At 71.4% G+C, this 24,917-nt stretch carries 23 protein-coding genes and 2 pseudogenes; 9 read left to right on the top strand and 16 right to left on the bottom strand.

Annotated elements, in window-relative coordinates; genetic code table 11:
• The 10 genes from ASC99_RS06455 to ASC99_RS06410 all read right to left on the bottom strand — a co-directional run.
• On the bottom strand, positions 1-366 hold a 366-nt coding region (locus tag ASC99_RS06455; RefSeq protein WP_057229200.1), incomplete at its 3' end, for a WXG100 family type VII secretion target.
• Between the two features lie 460 nt (positions 367-826).
• The gene (locus ASC99_RS06450; RefSeq protein ID WP_235502433.1) at positions 827-2,116 is read right to left on the bottom strand and encodes a glycosyltransferase family 39 protein; all 1,290 of its coding nucleotides are present in this window, start codon (positions 2,114-2,116) and stop codon (positions 827-829) included.
• Between the two features lie 151 nt (positions 2,117-2,267).
• On the bottom strand, positions 2,268-3,455 hold the full coding sequence (locus ASC99_RS06445; RefSeq protein WP_057229198.1) for an ROK family transcriptional regulator: 1,188 nt from the start codon (positions 3,453-3,455) through the stop codon (positions 2,268-2,270).
• Between the two features lie 72 nt (positions 3,456-3,527).
• Positions 3,528-4,286: an NAD(P)-dependent oxidoreductase gene (locus ASC99_RS06440; protein ID WP_057229196.1), complete on the bottom strand. Its 759-nt coding sequence runs from the start codon at positions 4,284-4,286 to the stop codon at positions 3,528-3,530.
• Positions 4,287-4,291: 5 nt separating this feature from the next.
• Complete coding sequence (locus ASC99_RS06435; RefSeq protein ID WP_057229270.1) at positions 4,292-5,428, bottom strand: hypothetical protein; 1,137 nt, start codon at positions 5,426-5,428, stop codon at positions 4,292-4,294.
• On the bottom strand, positions 5,425-6,681 hold the full coding sequence (locus ASC99_RS06430; protein ID WP_057229194.1) for a glucarate dehydratase family protein: 1,257 nt from the start codon (positions 6,679-6,681) through the stop codon (positions 5,425-5,427). The genes ASC99_RS06435 and ASC99_RS06430 overlap by 4 nt, the downstream gene beginning before the upstream one ends.
• Complete coding sequence (locus tag ASC99_RS06425; protein ID WP_057229192.1) at positions 6,681-7,604, bottom strand: 5-dehydro-4-deoxyglucarate dehydratase; 924 nt, start codon at positions 7,602-7,604, stop codon at positions 6,681-6,683. Before ASC99_RS06425 ends, ASC99_RS06430 begins: the two co-directional genes overlap by 1 nt.
• Before the next feature lie 31 nt (positions 7,605-7,635).
• A complete protein-coding gene (locus tag ASC99_RS06420; RefSeq protein WP_057229190.1) occupies positions 7,636-8,490 on the bottom strand; it encodes a carbohydrate ABC transporter permease in 855 nt (284 codons plus the stop codon).
• A complete protein-coding gene (locus tag ASC99_RS06415) occupies positions 8,487-9,377 on the bottom strand; it encodes a carbohydrate ABC transporter permease (protein ID WP_057229188.1) in 891 nt (296 codons plus the stop codon). Before ASC99_RS06415 ends, ASC99_RS06420 begins: the two co-directional genes overlap by 4 nt.
• A complete protein-coding gene (locus ASC99_RS06410; protein WP_063856994.1) occupies positions 9,374-10,705 on the bottom strand; it encodes a sugar ABC transporter substrate-binding protein in 1,332 nt (443 codons plus the stop codon). The genes ASC99_RS06415 and ASC99_RS06410 overlap by 4 nt, the downstream gene beginning before the upstream one ends.
• A gap of 36 nt (positions 10,706-10,741) precedes the next feature.
• Here ASC99_RS06410 and ASC99_RS42035 point away from each other — a divergent pair.
• Together ASC99_RS42035 and ASC99_RS39635 are read left to right on the top strand one after the other, a co-directional pair.
• Positions 10,742-10,951: pseudogene (locus ASC99_RS42035) on the top strand (helix-turn-helix domain-containing protein); the annotation flags it as partial.
• Positions 10,952-11,123: 172 nt separating this feature from the next.
• A complete protein-coding gene (locus ASC99_RS39635; RefSeq protein WP_200948282.1) occupies positions 11,124-11,585 on the top strand; it encodes an IclR family transcriptional regulator in 462 nt (153 codons plus the stop codon).
• A gap of 23 nt (positions 11,586-11,608) precedes the next feature.
• Here the strand turns inward: ASC99_RS39635 and ASC99_RS06400 are convergent, their stop codons facing one another.
• Positions 11,609-13,072: a cellulose binding domain-containing protein gene (locus ASC99_RS06400; protein ID WP_057229186.1), complete on the bottom strand. Its 1,464-nt coding sequence runs from the start codon at positions 13,070-13,072 to the stop codon at positions 11,609-11,611.
• Between the two features lie 14 nt (positions 13,073-13,086).
• Positions 13,087-15,417 (bottom strand): cellulose binding domain-containing protein, encoded by a 2,331-nt coding sequence (locus tag ASC99_RS06395; RefSeq protein WP_200948281.1) that lies wholly within the window; start codon positions 15,415-15,417, stop codon positions 13,087-13,089.
• Positions 15,418-15,585: 168 nt separating this feature from the next.
• Here ASC99_RS06395 and ASC99_RS06390 point away from each other — a divergent pair, with 168 nt between their 5' ends.
• From ASC99_RS06390 to ASC99_RS06380, 3 genes are all read left to right on the top strand, one after another.
• Complete coding sequence (locus ASC99_RS06390; protein ID WP_057229184.1) at positions 15,586-15,924, top strand: hypothetical protein; 339 nt, start codon at positions 15,586-15,588, stop codon at positions 15,922-15,924.
• A gap of 86 nt (positions 15,925-16,010) precedes the next feature.
• On the top strand, positions 16,011-16,514 hold the full coding sequence (locus tag ASC99_RS06385; RefSeq protein ID WP_057229182.1) for a methylated-DNA--[protein]-cysteine S-methyltransferase: 504 nt from the start codon (positions 16,011-16,013) through the stop codon (positions 16,512-16,514).
• A gap of 93 nt (positions 16,515-16,607) precedes the next feature.
• Positions 16,608-17,405, top strand: a complete 798-nt coding sequence (locus ASC99_RS06380) for a DUF4389 domain-containing protein (protein WP_057229180.1) — start codon at positions 16,608-16,610, stop codon at positions 17,403-17,405.
• Positions 17,406-17,412: 7 nt separating this feature from the next.
• On the opposite strand, the gene ASC99_RS06375 is transcribed toward ASC99_RS06380, so the two are convergent.
• Positions 17,413-18,678, bottom strand: a complete 1,266-nt coding sequence (locus ASC99_RS06375; RefSeq protein ID WP_057229177.1) for an amidohydrolase — start codon at positions 18,676-18,678, stop codon at positions 17,413-17,415.
• Between the two features lie 110 nt (positions 18,679-18,788).
• Positions 18,789-19,418, bottom strand: coding sequence for an MBL fold metallo-hydrolase (locus ASC99_RS06370; RefSeq protein ID WP_057229175.1), 630 nt, complete (start codon positions 19,416-19,418; stop codon positions 18,789-18,791).
• 121 nt (positions 19,419-19,539) lie between these two features.
• On the opposite strand from ASC99_RS06370, the gene ASC99_RS06365 reads away from it, so the two are divergent.
• The 4 genes and pseudogenes from ASC99_RS06365 to ASC99_RS06345 all read left to right on the top strand — a co-directional run bounded on the left by ASC99_RS06365 (position 19,540) and on the right by ASC99_RS06345 (position 22,976).
• The gene (locus ASC99_RS06365) at positions 19,540-20,190 is read left to right on the top strand and encodes a hypothetical protein (protein ID WP_157531395.1); all 651 of its coding nucleotides are present in this window, start codon (positions 19,540-19,542) and stop codon (positions 20,188-20,190) included.
• 116 nt (positions 20,191-20,306) lie between these two features.
• On the top strand, positions 20,307-21,104 hold the full coding sequence (locus ASC99_RS06360) for a thioredoxin domain-containing protein (protein ID WP_063856993.1): 798 nt from the start codon (positions 20,307-20,309) through the stop codon (positions 21,102-21,104).
• On the top strand, positions 21,101-21,700 hold the full coding sequence (locus ASC99_RS06355) for a vitamin K epoxide reductase family protein (protein ID WP_057229172.1): 600 nt from the start codon (positions 21,101-21,103) through the stop codon (positions 21,698-21,700). The genes ASC99_RS06360 and ASC99_RS06355 overlap by 4 nt, the downstream gene beginning before the upstream one ends.
• A gap of 70 nt (positions 21,701-21,770) precedes the next feature.
• Positions 21,771-22,976 (top strand): annotated as a pseudogene (locus tag ASC99_RS06345) (collagen-binding domain-containing protein).
• 7 nt (positions 22,977-22,983) lie between these two features.
• Here ASC99_RS06345 and ligD read toward each other — a convergent pair.
• Together ligD and ASC99_RS06335 are read right to left on the bottom strand one after the other, a co-directional pair.
• A complete protein-coding gene (gene ligD / locus ASC99_RS06340) occupies positions 22,984-23,856 on the bottom strand; it encodes a non-homologous end-joining DNA ligase (RefSeq protein ID WP_057229264.1) in 873 nt (290 codons plus the stop codon).
• An 8-nt stretch (positions 23,857-23,864) separates the two neighbouring features.
• On the bottom strand, positions 23,865-24,893 hold the full coding sequence (locus ASC99_RS06335) for a PHP domain-containing protein (RefSeq protein ID WP_057229166.1): 1,029 nt from the start codon (positions 24,891-24,893) through the stop codon (positions 23,865-23,867).
• Positions 24,894-24,917: the final 24 nt, after the last annotated feature.

Here is a 24,917-nt window from a genome sequence, read left to right as displayed (position 1 = left end):
GTACAACGCACCAACCCGCCCCCCGACCATCTCCTGCGAACCCTCCAACGTCCGGAACGAACCATCCGTCGTCGACTCGTTCGCCTCGTGGTTGGCCGCCATCCCCTGCAACTTCTGCCCGATCTCCCCGATCCGCGTCCCCAAAGAAGCCATCGACTCCTTCATCCCGTCCCGCAGACCCTCGTACACAACACCGAACTTCTCACCCAAGTCGTCGTCACCCCACGGCGGAGTGTCACCCTCCTCCAGGGCCTCCAACTTCGCCGACAAATCCTTCACCGCAGCCGAGAAATCCTCACCGACCGCCGCCATGCTCTTCCCCTCAGCCCGAAGACTGACCGGATCCACCACGATCTGCTGCGACATCAAATCCCCCTGCTGCGGCCTGAGCTGTCCCCCTGCTCGGCATCCCCGGCGCCAACTGAATGAGCAGCAACAGCATCGTCCATCTCATCATATGAGCGGTGGATTAGGTGTCCTCATCGCGTATCGACCTTGCAACAAGGCCAACACACCGAGAACCGGCAGAGCTCAGGTCACCGGCGAGGGGATGGGCGCCGGTCCCGGCAACGGACCAGGCCGCGGGCGGGGGTCCGGCCGGGGCCAGGGCGGCCGGGGGTCGGGGCCGGGCTTCGGCGGTGCCGGGGGCACGGGGTCGGGTCCCGGCGCGGGTACGGGGCCGGGCAGCGGTCCGGGTCCTGGCCCAGGGCCGGGTGCGGGCGTGGGGGTGGGTGGCACGGGGTCGTTCGGAGGGAACGTCATGGCGGACTCCCGCTGGTGGTCTCGCCGGGCGCCTACCCGGCTCGGACCAGCTCACACAACCGGTCTACGGGATGCCGAGCTCGAACAGCACGTACCCCGCGTACCACCCGCTGGCCACCGCCGTGACGCCGAAGACGGCGACCAGCGAAGACAGCGACAGCCGCCGGAGGGCGACCGCGATCGGCAGGAAGAGCGGGAAGCAGGGCAGCAGGTAGCGCGAGGTGTTGCCGAAGATCTGGGCACTGCCGAGCACCAGCACGACCGTGATCAGGGTGAAGACCAGCAGGAAGACCGGCACCCGCAGGCGGATCAGCAGGAACAGCAGGATCGGCAGCAGCACCACCAGCCCCAGCGCGATCATGTCCTCGGTCGGGTACGTGAAGGCGTACCCGCCCCGGCCGAGCAGGATGGTGCGCAGGACGTTGAAGGTGTGCTCGCCGTAGTCGAAGAAGTGCAGCCAGCCGCCCTTCTGGAGCTTGAAGTAGGCGCTCCAGTCGCCCATCCGCCAGTTCGCCCAGGCCAGGTAGCCGAAGATGCCGAGCGGGGCGATCAGGACGGCGGAGACCGGTCCGATCCAGCCGTCCCTGCGCCGGTACAGCGCGATCAGGGCGGCCACGCCGAGGGCGGCCACCAGGGCGGCGGCGGTGGGCCGGTTGAGACCGGCCATGAAGACGGTGACGCCGGCCGCCAGCCAGCGGCGCTCCAGCACGAAGAAGCAGGACCAGGCGGCCAGCGCGACGAAGAGCGAGTCGGAGTAGACCGCCCACTCGACGCCGGAGCCGGGGAAGACGGCCCAGACGGCGGCGGCGATCAGGCCCGTCCGGCGGTCGAACAGTCTGGCGGCCAGGGCGTAGATCCCGGCCGCGGCGACGAACGAGGCGACCACCGACACCAGCATGCCCGCGCCGTACGAGCCGAGGCCGGTGACGCCGGAGACCAGCTTCATCATGCCGGGGTAGAGCGGGAAGAAGGCGACCGAGTTCTGCTCGTACATAAAGGGTGGTGGGCCGATCACCACCAGCCGCGGGTCGTAGCCGTTCTCGGCGACATGTCGGTACCACCAGCCGTCCCAGCCGGCCACCACGTCCCAGGGCCGCGCGCCACCGCCGAACCGAGGGTTCTTGGTCAGGTACTCTCCGGACCAGGTGAGCAGCCACATGAAGACGGTGAACCCGGTCAGCTTCAGCAGACCGAACAGGGCCAGCGCAGGACCGTACTCCTCGGAGGCACGGCGGAACCACTCGCGGAGCGACTCCCGGGGGCGGTCCCCCGGCTCGGCCGGGCCCTTCCCGGAGTCCGAGTGCTCGTCCAGGTCGTCCAGCTCGGCCGGCTCGGTGCCGGGGATCGCGGTCAAGGGTCCTGGTCTCCTGACTGGCTGTGCGGCGGGGCGCGTGGCGTCGTGTCGGGCTCGTGAAACTTTCGGAAGCGTACGCCATCGACCAGAGGTCCAGACCAGCCCGACGGCGGGCCCGGGTGGGATCCGACCTGCCCCGGCTGGGTCCGAGTCACGAGGCCGTCCGCCGTTCGAACACCTCCGGCCGGGCGGTGTCCAGCGCCGTCGCGACGGCTCCGAGCAGCACTGCCTCGTGGCCGAGCCGGCTCGGTACCAGCCTCGGCCGCAGCGGGGTGAGGCCGTGCAGCGCCCGCTCCACCGGCTCCAGCAGCAGGTCGGCGCTGCAGCCGATGCCGCCGCCGAGCACCACCAGGTCGGGGTCGAGCACCGCCGAGACCAGCGCGACGGCGTACGCGAGGCGTTCGGCCTCGATCCGCACCACCTCGAGCGCGGCGGGCACCCCCTCTCGGGCGGCCTCGAAAACCTGTTCCGCCGTCAGCGAGCCGGACAGGCCGAGCTCCTGGGCCGAACGCACCACCGCCTCGGCGCAGACGGTCTCCTCCAGGGTGGCCCGCTGCCCCGGCGCCGGGAGCGAACCGATCTCGCCGGCCGCGCCGTGCGCTCCGGCCAGCAGTTCGCCGTCCTTGACCACGCCGACCCCGAGGCCGGTACCGACCAGCAGGTAGACGAAGACCCGGCCGCCCGCGCCGGCCCCGAAGGCGTACTCGCCCAAGGCGGCCAGGTTGGCGTCGTTGCCGACGGTGACGGTGGTGGCCAGGCCCCCGGCGATCCGGTCCAGCAGCCCGGGCCGCCCCCAGCCCGGCAGGTTCCCGGCGTAGCGGACGCTGCGTCGCTGCTCGTCCCAGACCCCCGGTGTGCCGACCACCGCGTGCACGATCCGGTCCGCCGTCAGCCCGGCCTCGGCGGTGGCCTCGTGGGCTGCCGCCACCACCGCATCGGCCACCTCGTCCGCCGAGCGGCCGTGGTTGGGTACGTCCCGACGGGCGATCAGTTCCCCGGTCAGGTCCGCGACCGCGACCCGGAGCCGGCCCCGGCCGATGTCCACGCCGAGCACGTGACCGGCTGCCGGATCCGGCTCGTAGAGCACGGCGGTCCGGCCCCGTTCCGGGGCGAAGACGCCCGCCTCCCGGACCAGCCCGCCCTGCTCCAGGGTCGCCAGTGCCGCCGACACGGTGGGCTTGGAAAGTCCGGTGTCCCGGGCCAGTTGGGCCCGGGAGGACGGGCCGTCGGTCCGCAGCCGTTCCAGCAGCAGCCACTCGTTGTTGCTGCGCAGCCGTTGCCGGTTCCACGGCTGGGCAGCGGCCTGCCCGCCCGGTCCGACGGGCAACTGGCGGCTCATGGCTTCCTCCGGTCCTGATCATTCGATGCAGGACTAGGAAGTTACCTCACGCCCGGTCAGGTGACCGTCGGATCAGAGCGTGGTGAACCAGCCTCCGAGCAGTCGGGCGTCGGCGCTGTCGGGGTCGAGCGGCGGCAGCCCGCCCGCGTACACCTCGGCGTCGTCCTGCGGCTGGTAGCCGAGCTTCCGGGCGCCAGAGAGATCCCACCAGGCGCGGGTGTTGGCGCTGATGCCGTTGACGACGGTGTGGCCGACGTCGGGCGCGGTGAGCGCGGCGTGCACCAGCCTGGCGCAGTCGGCGGGGCTGAGCCAGGTGGCGAGCGCGCGGGCCGAGCGGGGTTCGGGGAAGCAGGAGCCGATCCGGATCGACACCGTCTGTACGCCGTACTTGTCGGCATACAGCGAGGCGAGGCCCTCGCCGAAGACCTTGGACAGGCCGTAGTAGGTGTCCGGCCGACTGGGGATGTCGGTGCCGWTCAGCTCGGGCGAGTCGAGCGGGGTGTAGCCCACCGCGTGGTTGCTGCTCGCGTAGACCACCCGCCCGACGCCCTCGGCCCGGACTGCCTCGTAGAGTTCGTAGCTGCCCTGGATGTTGGCGCCGAGGATGTTGGCGAAGCTGTCCTCCACCGAGATCCCGCCCAGGTGGACGACCGCGTCCACACCACGCACGGCCTCCCGCACCGCCGCACTGTCCCGCAGGTCGAACACCAGCGAATCCGTGTCCGGAATCGGCCGCAGATCGGCGAGCCGCAGGGTGTGCCCGTAGCCGGGCAGCAGCTCGCGCAGCATCGTGCCGATGCCACCGGCGGCTCCGGTCATCAGAATGTGCATGAACGTCAACTCCTCTGTACGGCCGGGTGGTCACGGAACACCTCGGCCAGCTCGGCCAGCAGCGGCTGCTGCCGGGCCGGCAGCAGGCCGAGGTGGTACAGGCTGAGCCGTTCCGCGCCCGCCGCCCGCAACCGCCGGACGTGGGCGGGCAGTTCGGCCGGGTCGGCCGGGGGCAGCACGGTCACGTACGCGTCGACCGGACGGCCGAACTCGGCCGCGCTGCGGACCAGGTCGGCACTGGCCGGGGTGGTCGGCCAGCACGGCACCAGCAGCGCGTCCACCTCGGCGGGCGCGGCCGGGGTCAGTCCGGGCGACGGGCCGGTGGCCCAGGGGTCGGGGTGGGCGTGCAGGGTGACCGGCACTCCCGGAAGCAACTGCCGTACTGCCGCCAGCACTTCACGGCGCAGCAGGTCCGTCGACAGCTGCCGGGCCGCGAGCAGGGCGGCGGCGAGCGGCTCCGGCAGCCACTCGTCCCGCTCCACCGCGGCCCGCAGCCGCCCGGTCACGTCCCCGACGTCTCCCCAGCTCTGCCGGCAGCCGGAACAGCAGCACACCGACAGCGCCCGCAGCGCGGTCGGCGAGTACGCACCGTCGGTCTTCTCATGGCAGCCGAAGTGACTCGCGCCCAGCGGCCCCGCCGACTCCAGTGAGACGCCGCGCAGTGCCCCGGCGGGCAGCCCGCGCAGCGCCTCGACGGCGAGCGTGACGCAGTGCTCCCGGACCTCGGGGTGGCTCGGGCAGAGCGCGTACGGGTAGCGCTCGCCGTAGCAGTTGAGCACCGTCAACTCCGGTGCCAGCAGACCGAGTCGGCTGTTGTGCGCGAGCACCACCCAGGCGTTCACCGGGATTCCGGCCGCCGTCAGCGCCGCGATCGCCTCGCCCGCCGGATCGGGCTCGGTCAGCCAGTCCGGAGCGAGCGGCGCCAGCCGCCGCCCGGCCCAGGCCGACGGCCGGACGGGCCGGTAGAGCGCGGTGTACCGGGCGTCCACCAGCCGCCGGTGCGGGTGCTGCGGGGTGGCGGCCCGGGTGGAGTGGTAGCTGACGGCGAGCGTCACGGCGTCCAGGCCCGCCTCCCACACCCGGCCGACGAAGGCCGGGTCGCCGAGCACGTCCCACGGGTAGGCGTGGGCGGAGACGGTCACCACTTCGGCCGCCGCTTCTCGAAGGTCGGGTCGATGCTGCGCAGGTACCCGGTGTCGTCGCGCTCCCGGATGCCGCAGCGCAGGTAGTTCTCGTGCAGCCGGGCCAGCGCGTCGGGGTCGAGCCGGACACCCAGGCCGGGGCCGTCGGGCACCCGGACGGCTCCGTCGACGATCCGCAGCGGCTCGGCGAGCACGTCCTCGCCGTACTGCCAAGGGGTGTGGGTGTCGGCGGCGTAGGTGAGTTCGGGCAGGGCGGCGCCGAGGTGGGTCATCGCGGCCAGGCTGATGCCGAGGTGGCTGTTGGAGTGCATCGAGACCCCGACGCCCCAGGTGCGGCAGGTGGCGGCGAGTTCGGCGGAGCGGCGCAGCCCGCCCCAGTAGTGGTGGTCGGCGAGCAGCACGCCCACCGCGCGCTGACCGAAGCCCTCGGGCAGGTCGGCGGGGCTGACCACGCACATGTTGGTGGCCAGCGGCATCGCCGCGCCGCGGGCCACCTCGGCCATCCCGGGGATGCCGGGGGTGGGGTCCTCCAGGTACTCCAGCAGGCCGTCGGTCTCGGCCGCGACCCGGAGCGAAGTCTCCACCGTCCAGGCGGCGTTGGGGTCGATCCGGAGCGGGTGGGCGGGGAAGGCGGCGCGCAGCGCGTGGATCGCCTCGACCTCCTGCTCCGGCGGGAACACCCCGCCCTTGAGCTTGATCGAGCCGAAGCCGTACCGCTCGACCAGCTGCCTGGCCTGAGCCACGATCCCGTCCGGGTCCAGCGCCGCGCCGTACTCGTCCTCGGCTGCGCCCGGGTGGCCCGCCCACTTGTAGAACAGATAGGCGGAGTACGGGACTTCGWCCCTGACCCGGCCGCCGAGCAGGTCCACCACCGGGCGTCCGGTGAGCTGACCCTGCAGGTCCAGGCAGGCCACCTCGAACGGACTGAGCACCCGCAGCGCGGTCTTCTGCGGAGTGGAGCCGCCGGTCAGGCCGTGCTTGTCCGGGGCGTCGGTGTCACCCAGCACGGCCCGGATCCGCCGCAGCAGTCCGTTGGTGTCGAACGGGTCGAGCCCGGTCAGCGTCGGGGCGACCGCGCGCAGCAGCGCCAGGTGCGGCGCGTCCCCGTAGGTCTCCCCCAGGCCCACCAGGCCGTCGCCGCACCGCAGTTCGACCACCGCCCGGAGGGCCCAGGGCTGGTGCACCCCGGCCGAGTTGAGCAGCGGCGGGTCGGCGAAGGCGAGCGGTGTGATCACCACTTCCCGGATACGCATCACTCTGCCACGGTAGCCAGGGCGGCCCGGCCGCGGGCCAGAATGCGGCCCAGTTCCCGGACGTGTTCCGGCGAGGCGTCCACCAGTGGCGGCCGGACACCGCCGACCGCCAGACCGGCCAACCGGGCCCCGGCCTTGACCAGCGCGACCGCGTACCCGGGGACCCGGTCGCGGAGCGCGACCAGCGGCAGGTAGAACTCGGCCAGCAGCAGCCGGACGGTGTCGTGGTCGCCCCGCTCGACCGCCCGGTGGAAGGCGGTGGCCAGGTCGGGGGCGAAACAGAGCACGGCCGAGGAGTAGCACTCCACGCCGATCGCCCGGTAGGCCTGGACGGAGAGTTCGGCGGTGGGCAGCCCGTTCAGGAAGCCGAACTCGGCGGCCCTGGGGTGGCCGCTGGTGCGGACGGCGGTGACCAGCCGGAGCATCGCGTCCACGTCGCCCCGGCCGTCCTTGATGCCGGTCACGGTCGGCAGATCGAGCAGCGCCAGGGCGGCGGCCTCGTCGAGTACGGCGTTGGCACGCTGGTAGACCACGACCGGCAGGCTGGTCGCCGAGGCGACGTAGCGGACGTGCTCGACCAGCCCGCCCGGAGTGGAGGTGACCAGGTAGGGCGGCAGCAGCAGCAAGCCGTCCGCGCCGCACTCGGCGGCGACGAGGGCGAACTCCCGGGCCATCCGGGGGCCGCCGCCGCAGCCCGCCACCACCGGCAGCCGGCCGTCGGCGACCCGGACCGCGGTGGCCACCAGGTCGCGGTACTCGTCCAGCGCCAGAGCGGTGAACTCGCCGGTGCCGCAGGCCACGAAGAGGGCGGCGGGCCCGGCGGCGATCTGCTGCTCCAGATGCTCGGCGAAGACCGCCAGGTCCACCTTGTCGTCGTCGGTGAACGGGGTCAGTGGAAACGACAGAAGGCCGTGCAGGCGCATGAAATCTCCTGATGAGAACGGTGATTGAGGGTCAGCCCTTGACTGCGCCGGAGGTGAGCCCGCGCATGAACTGCCGCTGCATGGCCAGGAAGGCCAGCACGCTGGGCAGCAGGGCGAGCAGAGCGGAGGCCAGCAGCACGCCGACGCCGACCTGTTCGTCGGCGCGCAGGGTGCGCAGCGCGAGCGGCAGGGTGAACTGCCTGGCGTCGGTGGCGACCAGCAGCGGCAGCATGTACTGGTCCCAGATCATGGTGAAGCCGAAGATGCCGATCACGCCGAGCGCGGGTTTGCACAGCGGCAGCACCACCGACCAGAAGATCCGCAGGTCACCGGCGCCGTCCAGCCGGGCGGCCTCCTCCAGCTCGAGCGGGATCTCCTTCATGAACTCGGCGGTCACCAGGATCGAGAACGCCCAGGCGCCGACCGGGACGATCATTCCCCAGAGGCTGCCGGTCAGCGAGAGGTCGGAGAGCACCAGCGAGAGCGGGATCGCCAGCACCTCCTCCGGAAGCATCATGGTGGACAGGATCAGCAACAGCACCAGCCGCATCCCCGGGAAGCGCTTGCGGGCCAGTGCGTAGCCTGCCGAGATGCTCACCCCGACCTGGAGCAGCAGCCCACCGCCCACCACCAGGAAGGAGTTGAGCAGGTAGCGCAGCACGTCCCGGTCGAAGGCGGCCCGGAAGTTGGCCAGCGTGAAGTCGGTCGGCAGCAGGGTGAGCGAGGTCGGATCGCTGACCGGGCTGAACGCGCTGACCAGGAGGGCGAGCAACGGGCCGGCGAAGACCAGCACCAGCAGCCCGTAGAGCACCAGCTTGCCGATCAGGGCGAGCGGGCCGTTCCGGGCCTCCAGGCCCAGAGCGGTGTCGAGTTGACGGTTCTTCATGTCCCGGCCTTCCCGGAGTACACGGCCCGGGCCCGACCGAGCCTGACCAGCAGAGTGAGCAGCACCGAGACGCCCAGCAGCACCATCGACCCGGCCGCCGCCACACCCAACTCTCCGCGCTCCAGCCCGAGTCGGTAGATCAGGGTCATCAGCACCTCGGTCGAGCCGTTCGGCCCGCCGTTGGTGAGCAGGAAGATCTCGGTGAAGACCCGCAGGCTGCGGATCGCCGCCAGCGTGAACAGGATGACGAAGGCCGGCCGCAGCGCGGGCAGCGTGACGTGCCAGACCCGCCGCCACGCCCCCGCACCGTCGGCGGCGGCGGCCTCGTAGAGGGTGCGGTCCACCCCGGCGAGCGCGGCCAGGAAGATCATCATGTCGTAGGGCGCACCGCGCCAGACCCCGACCGTCATGACCGACCAGAGCGCGCTGTCCGGGCTGTTGAGGAACTGCGAGGGCCCCACCCCGACCCAGCTCAGCAGGCCGTTCACCATGCCGTCGGGAGCCGGGTAGTACAGGATCCGCCAGACCTCGGCGACCACCGCCATCGCGGTGACGGTCGGCAGGAAGACCGCGGTGCGGACGATCCACAACCGCCGAGCGGTGCCCTCCAGCACCAGCGCGAGGGCCAGGCCGAGCAGCACCGAGCCGCCGGTCTGGCCGACCGCCAGCAGCAGGGTGTGCCAGATCGCGTTCAGGAACGCCTCGTCGGTGACCACCTGCTGGTAGTTGGCCCCGCCGACCCAGCGGTCCCCCAGGTAGGGCCGCACCTCGTGGAAGCTCATCTCGACCGCCCGCCACATCGGCAGGAACTTGAAGAGCGCGAAGAGCACCAGCGCCGGGGCCAGGAACAGCCAAGGAGTGAGCCGGCCCCGGCGGTTGAGGTTCATCGGGAGCCGGCTCCCTGCTTCGTCAGCTCGGCGGCGAAGGTACCGGCCAGCTTGGTGAGCACCGCCTTCGGGTCGGAGCCGCAGTCGGCCACCATGCCGTTCAGCGCCTCCGCGGAGGCCTGCCGGAACGGGGTCCACTCCTTCACCACCGGCGCGTACCGGCCGGCCTCCCGGTAGACCTTGTCGAAGACCAGCCAGCGCTGGTCCTTGCGGACGGTCGCCAGGTCCACGCCCTTGTTGACGGGCAGTCGGACCACGTTGCCGTCGGTGTCACCCGCCATCCCGATCGTCTGCCCCTCGGCGGAGACCAGGAACTCGGCGTACTTCTGCTGCCCGGCGCGGTTCTTCGAGCCGGCCATCAGGTACGCGTTCTCCCCCTCGGCCAGCGAAACGCTCCGGCCACCCGGACCGGCGGGCAGCGCGATCACCTCGTACTTGTCCTTGCCGAGGCTCTTGTCGAACCGCGCCATGTTGTACGGGCCGGTGAAGTAGATGCCGCCCTTGCCGGTCTCGAACAGCGGGTGCGCCTGGGTGGTCTCGGCGGTGGCCGCGCCCGGCACCACGCTCTTCGCGGTGCAGAACTGGTCCTTGAGCCGCTGCGCCGCCAGCACCGAGGCCGGGTCGGCGATCGCGGGCGTCTTCCCGTCCTTGGCGAAGTAGTCGCCGCCGGCCGACCACAGGAAGCTGGAGAAGTACCAGTCCAGGTAGCCGCGCTTGGTGGAGCCGGGGACGACGTAGCCGTAGCTGTCGGCCTTGCCGTTGCCGTCCGGATCCCGGGTGGTGAACGCGCCTGCCAGCGCGTCGAGTTCGTCCCAGCTGGTGGGCTGGGGCAGACCGAGCTTCTCCCGCCAGTCCTGACGGATGAAGAGCCCGAAGGTCTGGGCCGAGAACGGGACGCCGTAGTACTTGCCGTCAGTCCCCTTGGCCGCGTCCCAGGACGCGGGTATCAGCTGGTCGCCGCCCTTGGTGGCCGGCCGGTCGACCTCGCGGACCAGGCCCTGCTTGACCAGGGTGCCGAGCTGGGCGGTGTCGTTGACGATCAGGTCCGGCAGCTTCTTCTGCGCCGCGGCCTGCTGCAGCTTGGTCTCGAAGTCGTCGAACAGCGCGGTGACATGGACCGGCACGCCGGTCAACTCGGTGAACTTCGCCGCCAGTTGCTGGTGGGTCTTCTCGGTGTTGGAGCCCGGGGGCTTGCGCACCCAGATCTCCAGCGGCGACTTGTCGTCGGTGGCGCTCTGGCTGTCGCCGGAGCCGCACGCGGTCAGGGTGGAGAGGGCCACGGCGGCGGCCAGAACGGCCGCAAGGGTGGCTGCGGATCTGCGGAGCATCGAAGTCCTGTCTACGTATATGGACAGAATCTGAGAATGTGGCAGCACTGCAAGGGAAAGTTAGCGTCCGTTACTATGGCGGTCAACACTCCTGCAGCACTTATCTGGATGGTGGACATGCCCTCTGCCCAACCGGACGCCTCGACGGTCAAGTCGGCCGAGCGCACCGTGCGCATCCTGGAGGCGCTCGCCGCCTCCCCCGACCGACTGACCGTCAGCGAGCTGCAGGAACGCCTCGGTTACCCCCGCAGCAGCCTGCACGCGCTGATCCGGACCCTGCGCGAACTCAAGTGGGTCGAGGCCGACGACAGCGGCTCCTCCTTCGGCGTCGGGCCGCACGCGCTGCTCTCCGGCACCGCCTACCTGGACCGCGACCCGGCGCTGCCGTACGCCAACGGCCAACGAGACCGGCTACACCGTGCACTTCGCCCGCCGGGACGACGCCTACGTGCTCTACCTGGCCAGCCGGGAGGCCCGCGACACCGTCCGGGTGGTGTCCCGGGTCGGCCGACGTCTGCCGGCCCATCTCACCGCCCTGGGCCAGGCGTTGCTCGCCGAGCTGACCACCGCCGAGGTGGACGCGATACTGCCGGCCGAGCTCACCGCGCTCACCCCGCACACCGTCACCGACCGCACCGCACTGCACGCCGAACTGGCCCGCACCCGGGACCGGGGCTGGGCACTGGAACGCGAACAGGGCACGCCGGGCGTCAGCTGCCTCTCCGCCCCCGTGCACTACCGGATTCCCGCCACCGACGCGATCAGCTGCTCGATGCCGGTCGCCTCCGCCTCCGAGCAGGAGGTGGCACGCGTCGCGAAGGCGGTGGTGTCCCACACCACCGCCCTCGCCAGTACGCTCCGCCGACACGGCATCAGATAGCCGCCCCGGCGTCCCCGGTCACGCTACGGCGTGACGGGGACGTTGGTCAGGCCGCTCACCGCCCTGGTCACGGTGTTCGAGGCGTAGACCACGTTGGGCCGGGCCGAACAGCTCGACACCGAGGTGATCTTGATGGCGTAAGCGCCCACCCCACCCAGGTCCGAGGAGTTGTTCCGCCACACGTTGCCGCAGCCGTTCGGGAAGGACGGCGTGCTGCTCGGGTTGTGCGTCTCGTACCCGTTGGCGAACGTGCCCGGTGCGGCGAAGCTGCCGGTGTTGCCCTCGATCAGGTAGTCGATGCCCTTGACGTCGATCCAGGAGTCGGCCGAGTTCTGCCCGCTGATCCCGCGCCCGTCGAAGGTGTTGCCCCGGATGATCCCGGCGTACGTGCCCTCCTTGACGTCGATCGGCTCGGCGGCGATGTACGGGCCGATCCGGTTGTTCTCCACCAGCACCCGGTCGGAACGGTCCGCCCCGCCCGTGTTGCCGTGGCAGCCCCAGTTCGAGCCCGCCGAACCGAGGTAGACCCCTTCGCCGTACCCGGGCTGGACCAGCCCGGTGTACTCGATCACCGAGTTGCGGATCACCCCGTCGGCCGAGGACCGGCGGAAGTGCACCCCCTCGTCCTCGACGTGGTGGACATACAGCCCGTCCACCGTGACGTGGTGTGAACTGTCCAGCACCACACCCTTCTTGGAGTCCTTCACGGTGAATCCGGTCAGGTTCCAGTACGGCGCTCCGGCCAGCCAGAGACCGTAGCCCGGGTCCCAGCCGGCCGTCGGCTCCGGACAGGCGGGCGGGTCACCCGAAGGCCCGTCGTTGACCAGCACGGCCGTACGCGGCCCGGTCAGCGTGATCCGCTGCGCCGCCGTGCCGGGCCGGGTGGTGGCGAACGCACCGTGGTACTCGCCCGGCGCCAGCCGGATGGTCTGGCCCGGCGTGGCCGCCGCCAGCGCACCGCTCAGCTGGGCGGCGGTCGAGACGTCCACCACCGGACCGGGCGTCGTGGTGGACGTCGGGGTCGGGGTCGGGGTGGGCGTGGGCGATGCCGTGGCCGTCGGGCTCGGGCTGGGCGTCGGACTCGGGGTGGTCGAACCCCCGCCGCAGGGAGCCCCGTTGACGGTGCAGTTCAGCGGCAGCCCGAGCCCGCTCGCGTTGAACCCGAAGCTCTCGGTGGCTCCGACCGCGATGTTCCCGTTGTAGCTGACGTTGACGAACTTGTAGTGCTGACCGCTCTGCGTCCTGGTGGACGACCAACTGCTGGAGACCGAAGTCCCGGACGGCAGGTCGAACTCCACCGTCCAACTCGTCGAAGCGGCATCCCCGTTGTTGGCGATCACCACGTCGGCTCCGTAACCGCTGCTCCACACCGACCCCTGCACCACCTTGGCGGTCAGCTTCGGCGCCGCCGCGTGCGCGGGCAGCGCCAGCAGGCTCGCGGCGGCCAACGCGGCGGCGGTGAAGCCGCCCAGTACTGTTCTGCGCATCCGTACGGCTCCCATCAGCGGGCGGTGAGGTTGGACGGCAACCCGAGACCGGCGGCGTTGAAGCCGAAGCTCTCCTCCTGGCCGGGCGCGATGGCGCCGTTGTAGCTGACGTTGACGAACTTGTAGTGCTGACCGCTCTGCGTCCTGATGGACGACCAGCTGCTGGAGACCGAAGTCCCGGCCGGCAGGTCGAACTCCACCGTCCAACTGGTGCTCTTGACAGCACAGTTGTTCTTGACGAAGACGTCCATGCCGTACCCGCTGCTCCAGCTCGACCCCTTGACCGTCCGCGCGGTCAGGCAGCCGGCACCACTCGGCGACGGGCTCACGGTCGGGCTCGGGCTGGGACTCTGGCTCGGCGAGGGCGAGGGCGAGGGTGAGGGTGAAGGTGAAGGTGAAGGTGAAGGGCTGGTCCCGTTCACCGACTTGAGGAAGAGCGAGGCCCCGGCATCCGTCCGGGTCGCGTCCACCCCGTGCCCGCCGGTGAAGTCCAGCTGCTCCCGCCCCGCCCAGTCCGGGATCGGCGTCCCCGCGGTGTCCAGGTGCTGCCAGGCCGTACCGTTCCAGCCGAACTGGTAGATCCGCTGGTGGTCCGCGTAGTACGGGGTGTACGCCGCCCCGGCGGTGGCCTGCTTGGTCATGGTGTTGTTGAAGAAGACGTTGTGCGGCCCGCTGGAGCCGGACCACTTCACCGCTTTCTTTCCCGCGCCCCACCAGATCGGGAACCAGGTGGAAGCGTCCGGCCCTCCCCCGCCCTCCTCGCCGCAGTTGGAGCGGCAGTTGGCGGAGCGGTGCTCGTACGGCACGGTCACCGTGTTGAGCTCGATCAGGTTGTTCCGCTCCCAACCGCCGTGCAGGTTGATGTCGGAGTCGAAGTCGTTGCCGATCACCACGTTGCCGGAGGCGGACCACTGGAAGGTGAAGTGCCGCAGGTTGCGCGAGGTGTTGCCCGCGTACAGCGAGTCCCAGACCCGGGAGCCCCTGAAGTACCCGTTGCCGCCCTTGCCCTTGTTCCAGGAACCGTCCAGCTGGTTGTTCACGATCTGCAGGTGGTACGCCTCCTCGGTGACGATCGGGTGCGACCCGGTCATCTCGGTCCGGATGCCCCGGACCCAGGAGTTGGCGGCCCACTTGAAGACGATGCCGTGCATCTCGTCGGCGGGCGACATGTTCCCGTAGTTGTGCACCGCATCCGCAGCGTTCAGCCCCGGCATGTCCTGGGTGAGCGCGAAGTTCTCGAAGCCGACCCCGAGCACCGGGTCCACGATCGGTGCGGCCTTGGAGTCGTAGACCGCACCCTCGATCGCGGCCGAGCCGTCCGAGGTCGAGGTGACCGGGACGTCGTACTCCAGCGGCTTGTCCAGCGTGATGGTCCGGTTGGTGGTGTCGACGGCGGTGACGGTGAAGATCTGCTGCCGCATATGGATGTTCTGCAGCGTGCCGTCGGCCGGCTGGATGTCCTGCTGGGCGTAGAACTTCAGCGAGTTGGCGGCCCGGATGTTGACCAGTCCGCCGACCTGGAGGTTGGTCAGCACGCCGCTGGTCGCCAGCGGCACCACGGTGTCCCCGGTCCTGGCCGCGAACCCGGCGCCACCGGTCTTCTCCCGCAGCTTCAGGCCCGCCTTCCAGTGCACGTTGACCGTGCCCTCGAAGAGGTCCTTCCGGTTGGCCGGCGCCGCCGCGTACTCACTGGCGTAGGCGCTGTTCACGCCGCGCGACTGCACCCGGAACAGCCCGCGCCCCGGCCAGATCCAGCCGCCCTTGGCCGAGCCCGAGGTCATCCCGTCCTCGTCCCAGTCCGAACCGTCAGGCGTCAGCGCGTCGTACCGGGTGTCGGCGTCCGGCCGGAACACGATCCGGCTGCCGCCGACTCCGCTGCCCGCGCCACGGATCGTCAAGTAGTCGGCATCGACGCCGAGTTGCCGGGAGACCTGGAGTACACCGGCCGGCAGGGTGATCAGCGAGAGCTTGGTGTAGCTCGCGCTCGGCGAGCAGGCGGTCCGGATCTGGTCGATGGCGGACTGCAGACCCGCCGAGTCGTCCACCCCGTCATCGGGGCGCACCCCGAACTGGGCGGCAAGCTCGGCCGGGGTGATCTGACAGGCGGCATCCGGATTGGTGTCGGCTGCACCGGGCAGGTCCGCGCCGCCCCGGTAGCCAGCCTTGGACCAGTCGTACAGACCGGCCACGGGCGCTCGGCGGTTGGCCTTCGAGAGGTCCAGCGAGCTGCTGGGCTGTGCCTGAACTCCGTTGGGTGATATGCCATTTGCTTCGACGGCGAACCCGCCGGCAGCCAGCAGCACCGTCGCCGCGCAGGCGAGCGCGACGAGATTTCGTGGGGACAACGTACCTCCAGAGCAGTGGGGGAGAGGCAGCCGCCCATCATGGTGCTGACAGGGATCCAGCAGGTCAATAGTTATCCTAAATTACGTATCCCTTCCACATATGTGGACGCAATGATCTCACCGATCTGACACACCATCAGAGCGCCTTCCCAGCACTACGATCGGAGCATGTCGATTCTCGCTGACTCGCCACTGTCGCTCTGGTCCAAGGACTCCGTGCTGTCGATCGGCTCGGTGGGCTCGGTGCTCTCCGTCGGGTCGGTCGGCTCCGTGCTGTCCGTCGGCTCGGTCGGCAGCGTGCTCTCGCTGGGCTCGATCGGCTCCGCGCTCTCGCTGATCTCGACCGGGTCCTGGCTGAGCACCGGCTCACTGCTGTCCGCCCAGTCGCGCTGGTCGGTGCTCTCCTGGCGCTCCAACGGCGGCTTCCTCGCCGCCGGCGTGGTGGCGGCCGCCGGAGCCGTCCTGGTGGCGGGACACCGGCCGTCTACCACCCGCCGACCCTCCTGACCGCGGCGTCCGATTTCCGCCGGTCGACCGTCCGGCCACCGGGCAGACTGGGTCAGGTACGAACACCCCGATCCCTGGGAGAGACCGTGACCACCGTCTGGACCACCCTCGAGAGCCCGCTCGGCGACCTGCTGCTGGTCGGCGAGGAGTCCGCCACCGCCAAGGGCGGCACCGCGCTCGCCTCGGTGTCGATGATGACGGGGCAGCGGAACGCGGCTGTCGTTCAGCCCGACTGGGTCGAGAAGGCCGAGGCCTTCGCCGAGGTGGCCGAGCAGCTGCGGGCGTACTTCGCGGGCGAGTCGACCTCCTTCGACCTGGAGTTCACCGGGCACGGCACCGAGTTCCAGCGCCGGGTGTGGGCCGCCCTGGAGCAGGTCCCGCACGGTCACACCGTCACCTACGGCGAGCTGGCCGAGCGGGCGGGGCTCCCCCGCAAGTCGGCCCGCGCCGTCGGGACGGCCAACGGGTCGAATCCGCTGCTGGTGATCCGGCCCTGCCACCGGGTGATCGGGGCGGACGGTTCGCTCACCGGCTACGCGGGCGGACTGGAGCGCAAGCAGCAGTTGCTCGAGCTGGAGGGCCGCGCCTGACCCGCTCCCGTTCGGGCCAGCCCGGCGGGCGCGCGGCGGCGGTGCCTGCGATCTTCGGAGCAGGGACTGCTGACGAAGCCTCAGGGAGACACCATGTGGGACGCATCCGCCACGCTGCCGGCGCCCGGCCGTGAGTGGCTTCCGGCGCTGGACGTGCCGGAACCGAAGCAACAGAGCCGGCTCACCGTGTTCCTGCGGCTCCTGCTGCTGATCCCGCAGTTCATCGTGGTCTGGCTGCTCTCGATCGTGGCCTTCTTCGTCATGGTGATCGGCTGGTTCGGGGCATTGATCACCGCCCGCCTGCCGGAGTTCGCGGCCCGCTACCTGACCGGCTACGTCGCGTACACCACCCGGGTGGAGGCGTACGCGATGCTGCTGGTCGACGTGTACCCGCCGTTCCGGTTCGACGCCCCCGAGTACCCCGTCCGGATCGAGGTCCGCCCCGGTGAGCTGAACCGGCTCGCGGTCTTCTTCCGCATCATCCTGATGATCCCGGCGGCGATCATCCAGGGCGTACTGGGGCTCGGCTGGTGGGCGGTCTCGTTCATCAGCTGGCTGGTGGTGCTGATTCTGGGACGGATGCCGCGCCCGCTCTTCGAGGCGACCGCGGCCATCGTCCGCTACCGGTACCGCTACCAGGCGTACTACCTGATGCTCACCTCCGCCTACCCCAAGGGCCTGTTCGGCGAGACCGCCGTCGACGCCCCGGTCGGCGGGGGCCCGGCCTCGGCCACCCGTCCGCTGGTGCTCAGCAGCGCGGGGCGCGGCCTGCTGGTGGTGTTCATCGTGATCGGCGTCCTGTCGTACGCCGCCAGCTCGATCACCACCACCGTCACCTCGGACGACGACGACACCACCCGGTACTCCCGCCCGGTGACCTCGACCTACTGACCGGCCGTCAGGCCGCCAGCCAGGCCAGCGCGACGGTCACCAGCGCTGTGACGCCCGTACTCAGGGTCGGCTCGATCACCGGCGCGAAGTGCGGCGAGTGGTTGGACGGGATGTCCTGGGCCACCCGGCCGGCCGCCTCCGCGCGGGCGTACTCGGCCGGGTCGGTGCCACCGAACAGCCAGTAGCAGGTCGGCACCCCGGCAGCCGCGCCGAACGCGCCGACGTCCTCGCTGCCGGTCACCGGGCCCGGGTCCGCCACGCACCGCTCCCCCAGCTGTGCCACCAGCGCCGCCCTGGCCCGGTCCACCGCGGCCTGGTCGTTGACCAGCACCGGGAAGCTGTCCAGGGGCGTGAACTCGGGCTCCAGGGTCGCCCCGGAGGCGGCCGCCTCGGCCCTGACGATCCGTTCGACCCCGGCCAGCAGGGCTGTCCTGACCTCCGGCGTGTAGCTGCGGATGTTGACCCTCAGCTCGGCCTCGGCCGGGATGATGTTGTCCTTGGTCCCGGCGTGCAGCGAGCCGACCGTGACCACGGCGGTCTCGGTCGCCGCGATCTCCCGCGACACCAGGGTCTGCAGGCGCAGCACGGTCGCGGCGGCCATCACCACCGGGTCGATGGCCGCCTCCGGCCGCGAGCCGTGCGCGCCCTTGCCGAACATCCTGATCCGCAGCCCGTCGGTGGCCGCGAACGCCGGTCCCGCGTGCAGCCCGACCATCCCGGCCGGGTACGGGGCGACGTGCTGCCCGAGCACCACGTCCGGGCGACCGAACCGCTCGAACAGGCCGTCGTCCACCATCGCCCGCGCGCCCGTCCCGGTCTCCTCGGCCGGCTGGAACACCGCCAGCACCGTCCCCGACCAGGCGTCGAGCGATCGGGCCAGCAGCCCCAGCGCCCCGACCAGGCAGGTCACGTGCATGTCGTGGCCGCAGGCGTGCATCACCGGCACCTCCCGGCCGTCCGGGTCCACCCCGGTGGCGGTCGAGGCGTACGGCAGCCCGGTCTCCTCGCGGACCGGCAGCCCGTCGAAGTCGGCCCGCAGCAGCACGGTCGGCCCGGCGCCGTTCCGCAGCACCCCGACCACCCCGGTCCCGCCGACCCCGGCGGTGACCTCGTAGCCGAGCTTCTCCACCCGGCGGGCGATCTCGGCGGCGGTCCGGTGCTCGGCCGAGGAGAGCTCCGGGTTGGCGTGCAACTCGCGGTAGAGGGAGGCGAGTTCGGCCAGCTCGGCGCCGTCCGGTCCGTTCAGTACCGCTCGCTTCGTGCCCTCGCCCATGACCGTGTGCCCCTCAGCGCTCGTCGGATCCCCCGCTGCACTCCTTCCACTCCCCGCACCACCCGTAACCGGCCGAAGGCCCCGCACCCCTCGGTCGGGGGTCTCCGGGGTCAGAACGTCACGGACTCCCCGAGCGGGACCCGGGCGTACTCGGTGTCGCCCTTGAAGTCCATCCAGGCGTCGAAGTTCCCCCGGCCGAGGTCGCTGAGAAAGGCGTCGTGGATCGGGAACGCCCGGACCGGCTTCACCGCCCGGACGAAGTCCAGCGCCTCGCCCAGCTTGAGCCAGGGCGCTGCGGCAGGGACCAGCAGCGTGGTCACCGGCTGCTCCGGGACGAACAGCGAGTCGCCGGGGTGGTAGACATCGCCGTCCACCACGAACCCGACGTTCGCGCAGCCGGGCAGGCCGTCGTAGATCTCGGCATGGGCCCCGCCCACCACGTCGACGGTGAACCCGGCCGCGGTGAACCGCTGCCCCACCTCGACGACGACCGCCGAGTCACCCAGCTCCGGGAGCTGCTCGGCGGCCTGCCGCGGCAGGTGCACCCGGAGCGCCGGGTTCTGCTCCCGGGCCGCCACCAGCTTGGCGATGTCGATGTGGTCGGCGTGCTCGTGGGTCACCAGCACGTCCGAGACCGAGTCCAGGGCTTCGGCCTCGGAGAACGTACCCGGGTCGATCACCAGCACTCGGCCGTCGGTCTCCAGACGCACGCAGGCGTGGCCGTACTTGATCAGACGCATCCGGCCACTATGTCAGCGGACCACCCCGGCCCGCCGGGGGTTTTGGCGACCTCACAGCAGCCCCGTGAGGCGGCTCACAGGCTCACGCACGCCATATCCCCGCTGTGGCAGACTCGTCGGCATGAAGGGCAGTCAGGCAACCAGGACGGTGCGCGCGGCGGTGTTCGCCGCGCTCGTCGTGCCGCTTGCCGCCCTCGGCCAGGTCGTGCTGACCGGGCAGCCGCTGCCGGTCTCGGTGATGGCGCTCGCTGGCGTGGCCGCCTTCCTGGTGGCGTTCGCCGTCCTCCGCTCGGGGTGGGGCTTCGGCCGGATCCTCGCGGTCCTGCTCCCCACCCAGCTCGCCGTCGGCGTGCTGTTCGACCTCGGCCAGCTCACCTGCGCCGTGCCGGGCGGCACCCGGCCACTGGCCGGCTTCGAGCCGCTGGTCTGCTCCGGCGGTTCGATCGGCGAGTTCCTGCTCAGTCCGGGCAGCACGCCCGCGCCGCTGGCGGGGCTGCCGGTGCTGTTCGGCCACCTGCTGGTCGCCCTGCTCGCCGCCTTGGCCCTGCGCCACAGCGAGGCCGCGCTGACCGGGCAGGCCACCACCTCCCGGCTGCTCGGCGAACTGCTCGCCGGTGCCTGGCGGTTCCTCCGCCTGCCGGCCCCGCGCCCGGCCCGTCCGGTGCTGCGGCTGCCCATCCCCGAGTCGAGCCGGGCCCGGATCCCGGCCGACGACATCCTGCTCCGGCCCGCCCTGCGGCGTGGCCCGCCGGTGTTCGCACCGGCCTGCTGAAGTACACCTCGCGTAGGCCGTCCGACCGCCCTGGGCCCTTTGCCGCCCGGGCGTCCCGCCTCCACTCAGGTACCCGCGCGCCTTCGGCGTGCGCAGCGACAGGATTCGACACCGTCATGAGCAGCAACCAGCAGAAGAAGCAGTCCGCCACCTCCCGCCTCAAGGAGCAGCGCGCCCGCGAGGTGCAGGCCGAGAAGCGCCGTCGCCGGGTGGTGATCGGCGTCTCCTGCGTCGCCGTACTGGCCCTGGTCGGCGGCGTGGCCTTCGCCGTGAGCGGCAACAGCGGTGACGGCGCCGCCGACAGCGCGGCGAGCGGCCCGCTGGTCGTCCCGGCGAACGTCTCGGGCGCCGACGGCACCCTGGTCACCTACGGCAAGGCCGACGCCCCGCACACCCTCAAGGTCTACGAGGACTTCCGCTGCCCGGTCTGCGAGCAGCTGGAGAGCAGCGCGGGCAAGACCATGCAGCAGCTCGCGGACGACGGCACGTACAAGATCGAGTACCAGCTCGCCACCTTCCTGGACAAGAACCTCGGCGGCAAGGGCTCCAAGACCGCGCTCAACGCGGCGGGTGCGGCGCTCAACGAAGGCGTGGACAAGTTCAAGGCCTTCCACGACGTGCTCTACGCCAACCAGCCCGACGAGCGCAAGGACGGCTTCGGCGACGTCAACACCATCCTCGACCTCGCCGACCAGGTCCCCGGCCTGAAGACCGACGCCTTCGTCAAGGCGGTCAAGGAGGGCACCTACCTGCCCTGGGCCGCCAAGGTCTCCACCGCCTTCGACAACAGCGGTGTCAGCGGCACCCCGACCGTCCAGCTCGACGGCAAGCAGCTGAACGTCTTCCCCGGCAACCAGCCGATCACCGGCGACGCCTTCAAGGCCCTGGTCCAGCAGACCACGGGGGCGAAGTGACCACCCCCGTCGCGGCCGGCAGACGGCTCGGCTGGCTGTTCGTCGTCACGGGCCTGCTCGGGCTGTTCGCCTCGGCCGTGCTGACCCTGGACAAGATCAAGCTGCTGGAGGACCCGTCCTACGTCCCCAGCTGCAGCATCAACCCGATCATCAGCTGCGGCTCAGTGATGCTCAGCGACCAGGCCTCGGTCTTCGGCTTCCCCAACTCGCTGATCGGCCTGGCCGCCTTCGCCGTGGTGGTCGCCGTCGGCGCGGGCATCCTGGCCGGAGCGGCGTACGCGCGCTGGTTCTGGCTCGGGCTCCAGCTCGGCACCCTGTTCGGCATCGGCTTCGTCACCTGGCTGATGACGCAGACCCTCTACTCGATCGGTGCGCTCTGCCCGTACTGCATGGTGGTCTGGGCGGCGATGATCCCGCTGTTCTGGTACACCACGCTGCACAACCTGAAGTCCGGCGTGATCCGCACCCCGCGCGCGCTGCGCCCGGTGGTCCGGGAGGCGGCCCGCTACCACTGGGCGGTCCCCGTCCTCTGGTACGCGGTGATCGCGCTGCTGATCCTGCAGCGGTTCTGGTACTACTGGCGGACGCTGATCTGACCCCCGGTCAGGGGTCCCGGCCCGGGCCGGGACCCCTGCCGCCGTTGGGCTTGACCTGCCCCGACGCGCCGTGCGCCGCCGCCCCCGCGCTGGTCGGCGCTGTCTAGCATCGGCCCATGCTGCTGCGCGCCGTAACCGCTGCCACTCTGCTCCCGCTCGAGGCACCGTCGCGGTCGGCGGCAATCTGAGCATCGGGCCCGGCTACAACGTCGCCTTGCACACCTCCGGCAGCTTCACCGTCGCGGGGGACGCCCAGCCCACCGCGCTGCTGGTCGGCGGACGGGTGGACCTGGCGGGCAGCAGCCCGGCCGGTGTCCTCAAGGTGCTGCAGAACGGCTACCTCAAGGTCGGCGACCTGACCGGCAGTCATGCCCTCGACCGGGACGGCAACGGCGCCCTGGTCAACACCCAGCTCGTGCCGTCCAGCGCCGCCTACAACGCCGTCCCCCGGATCTAGCTGACCACGCGTCAACCGGTGGCCTCGGTCGGCCCGGCCCCGGGTCTGATGGACTTCACCGGCCTGTTCGCCGACTACCGGGCGCGGGCCGACAGCATGGGCCTCTGCCCGTCGACCGTCGAACTGACCGACGCGAACGGCACCACCGTCCTGGACCCGGCCAACCTGCCGCCCGGCAGCAATGCCTACCTCACCGTCACCGACGGCCGGACCAACGTCCTGCGGCTGACCGGCGCCAACCTCAACAACCTGGCCGCCCTGACCTTCCGCAACCAGCCGACCGCCACCGCCCCGCTGCTCATTGTGGTCGACACCACCGCCACCGGCGGTTCGCTGACCTGGCACCTGCCCAACATGGCCGGGATCTCCCCGGCCCAAGCCCCGTACATCATCTGGGACTTCCCCGACGCCACCGAGATCACCATGGCCGACGGCGACTCGCTCCGGGGCACCGTGTTCGCCCCTCGCGCGCACCTCCGCGACCTCGACCCGGCCAACATCGACGGCGACATCGCGGTCCGCTCCTTCGAGGCCGGGCCGCTCACCGCGACCGGCGCGGTGAACGCGGGCGAGATCCACAACTTCCCGTTCAACGCCGAGATCCAGTGCCCGACCGACAACGGCGAGTCCCCGTCCCCCTCCCCCTCTCCGTCCCCTTCGGTGCCGACCCCCTCGGTGCCGTCGGCCGGGACGCCGTCCGCTCCCGGCACCGCTCCCGGCACCGCTCCCGGTTCCGGCCCGGCCGTCCGAGCAGCGGCGGCGCTGGCCGCCGCCCTGCTACTGGCCGGCCTGGCCCTGCTGCGCCGCCGCCGTAGCTGACGTACGGTCACTCCGGCAGCCGCCCCCGGTACCGGGGTTGAGCCAGATCGGCCATCGGATCCCGGCGGCGCGTCAGCACCTGTTCGGGGCTGAACTCCAGCTCCTCGGGGCGGCGGCAGTCCCGAACGGCCGTCCAGCTCACCGGAGTCGAGACCAGCGGGCGGTCACCGGCCCGGATCGAGTACGGGGCGACGGTGGTCTTGGCGCTGGTGTTCTGCGACCAGTCGACGAAGACCTTGTTGCGGCGCAGCGACTTGTCCATCCGGTCGACCACCAGCGCCGGATCGGCCTTCCGCAACCGCATCGCCAGGTGCCTGGCGTAGCCGGTGGCGACCCGCTCCGGGGTGGGTTGCAGCGGTACCAGCAGGTGCAGGCCCTTCGAGCCCGAGGTCTTGGCCCAGGCCGTCAGCCCGTCCGCCGCCAGCGCCCGGCGGGCGGCCAGCGCGACGGTGCAGCACTCCACGATCGAGGCGCCCGGGCCCGGGTCCAGGTCGATGATCAGGCGGTCGTGCTCGGCGGGCTCCAACTGCCACTGCGGGACGTGCAGTTCGAGAGCGCCGAGGTTGGCCGCCCAGACCAGGGTCGGCAGGTCGGCCACCACGACATGCCGGAGCGTCTCCTCGCGGTGCTCGACGTCCAGCGTGGTCAGCCAGTCCGGCGCTCCGGCGGGCACCCGCTTGGCCCAGAACCGCTGGCCCTGGACGCCTTCGGGAAAGCGCAGGAAGGAGGCGGGCCGCCCGGCCAGGTGCGGCAGCAGCCGGGGCGCGATGCTCGCGTAGTAGTGCACGGCGGCGGCCTTGGTCCAGCCGGTCTCGGGGTAGAGCACCTTCTCCAGGTGGGTCAGCCGCAGCCGCCGCCCCTCCACTTCGGTGAGCGTCACCTCCGCCACTACCGCCGCCTCGGGACGCGGCGGGTGTCCGCCCAGGTGCGCAGCTGCTTCGCAGTCCAGGTGGTGACGATCCGTTCGGCGCCGATGCCCGCGGCCGCTGCCCGGGCGCAGCCGTACGGCTGCCAGGCGAGCTGCCCGGGGGCGTGCGCGTCGGTGTCGATCGAGAACAGGCAGCCCGCCTCGGCCGCGAGCGCGATCAGCCGCGACGGCGGGTCGCGGCGCTCGGGGCGGCAGTTGATCTCGACCGCGGCGCCCGCCTCGGCGCAGGCGGCGAAGACCCGCTCGGCGTCGAACCGGGACTCGGGGCGCGGCTTGTCGCCGATCAACCGCCCGGTGCAGTGGCCGAGGATGTCCAGCCGGGGGTTGCGCACCGCGTTCAGCAGCCGACGGGTCATCAGCAGCGGGTCCATCCGCAGCTTGGAGTGCACCGAGCCGACCACCACGTCCACCCGGTCCAGCAGTTCGTCCTCCTGGTCGAGCGAGCCGTCGTCGAGGATGTCGCACTCGATCCCGGTGAGCAGCTCGAACGGGGCCAGCCGGGTGTTCAGTTCGGCCACCACGTCGAGCTGCCTGCGCAGCCGTTCGGGGCTCAGTCCGTGCGCGACGGTGAGCCGGGGCGAGTGGTCGGTGAGCACCGCCCACTTGTGGCCGAGCTCGATTGCGGTCCTGGCCATGGTCTCGATCGGGACCTGGCCGTCGGACCAGTCGGAGTGCAGGTGGCAGTCACCACGCAGCGCGGCGAGCAGCTCCTCGCCGCCGGTGGCCAGCGGTTCGTCGGCCCGGGTCTCCAGCTCGGCCAGGTAGGCCGGGGTCCGGCCGGCCACCGCCTCGGCGATCACCTTGGCGGTGGTCGGGCCGATCCCGGGCAGCCGGCTCGCCCCGGCGGCCAGCGCGGCCGGATCTGGGTGCTCGGCCAGGTGCGCCCGGGCCGCGGCGGCGGCCTGCCGGAAGGCGCGCACCCGGTACTCGGTCGCGTGCTCGCGCTCCAGCAGGTAGGCGATCCGCTCCAGTGCACGGACGGGGTCCATACGGCTGCTGGTCCCCCGTCCGAC

The organism is Kitasatospora sp. Root107 (assembly GCF_001424875.1).
In the GTDB taxonomy this organism is placed as follows: Bacteria; Actinomycetota; Actinomycetes; order Streptomycetales; family Streptomycetaceae; genus Kitasatospora.
Note: the sequence above shows the minus strand (reverse complement) of the source record. Positions and strands in the feature narration are given on the sequence as shown.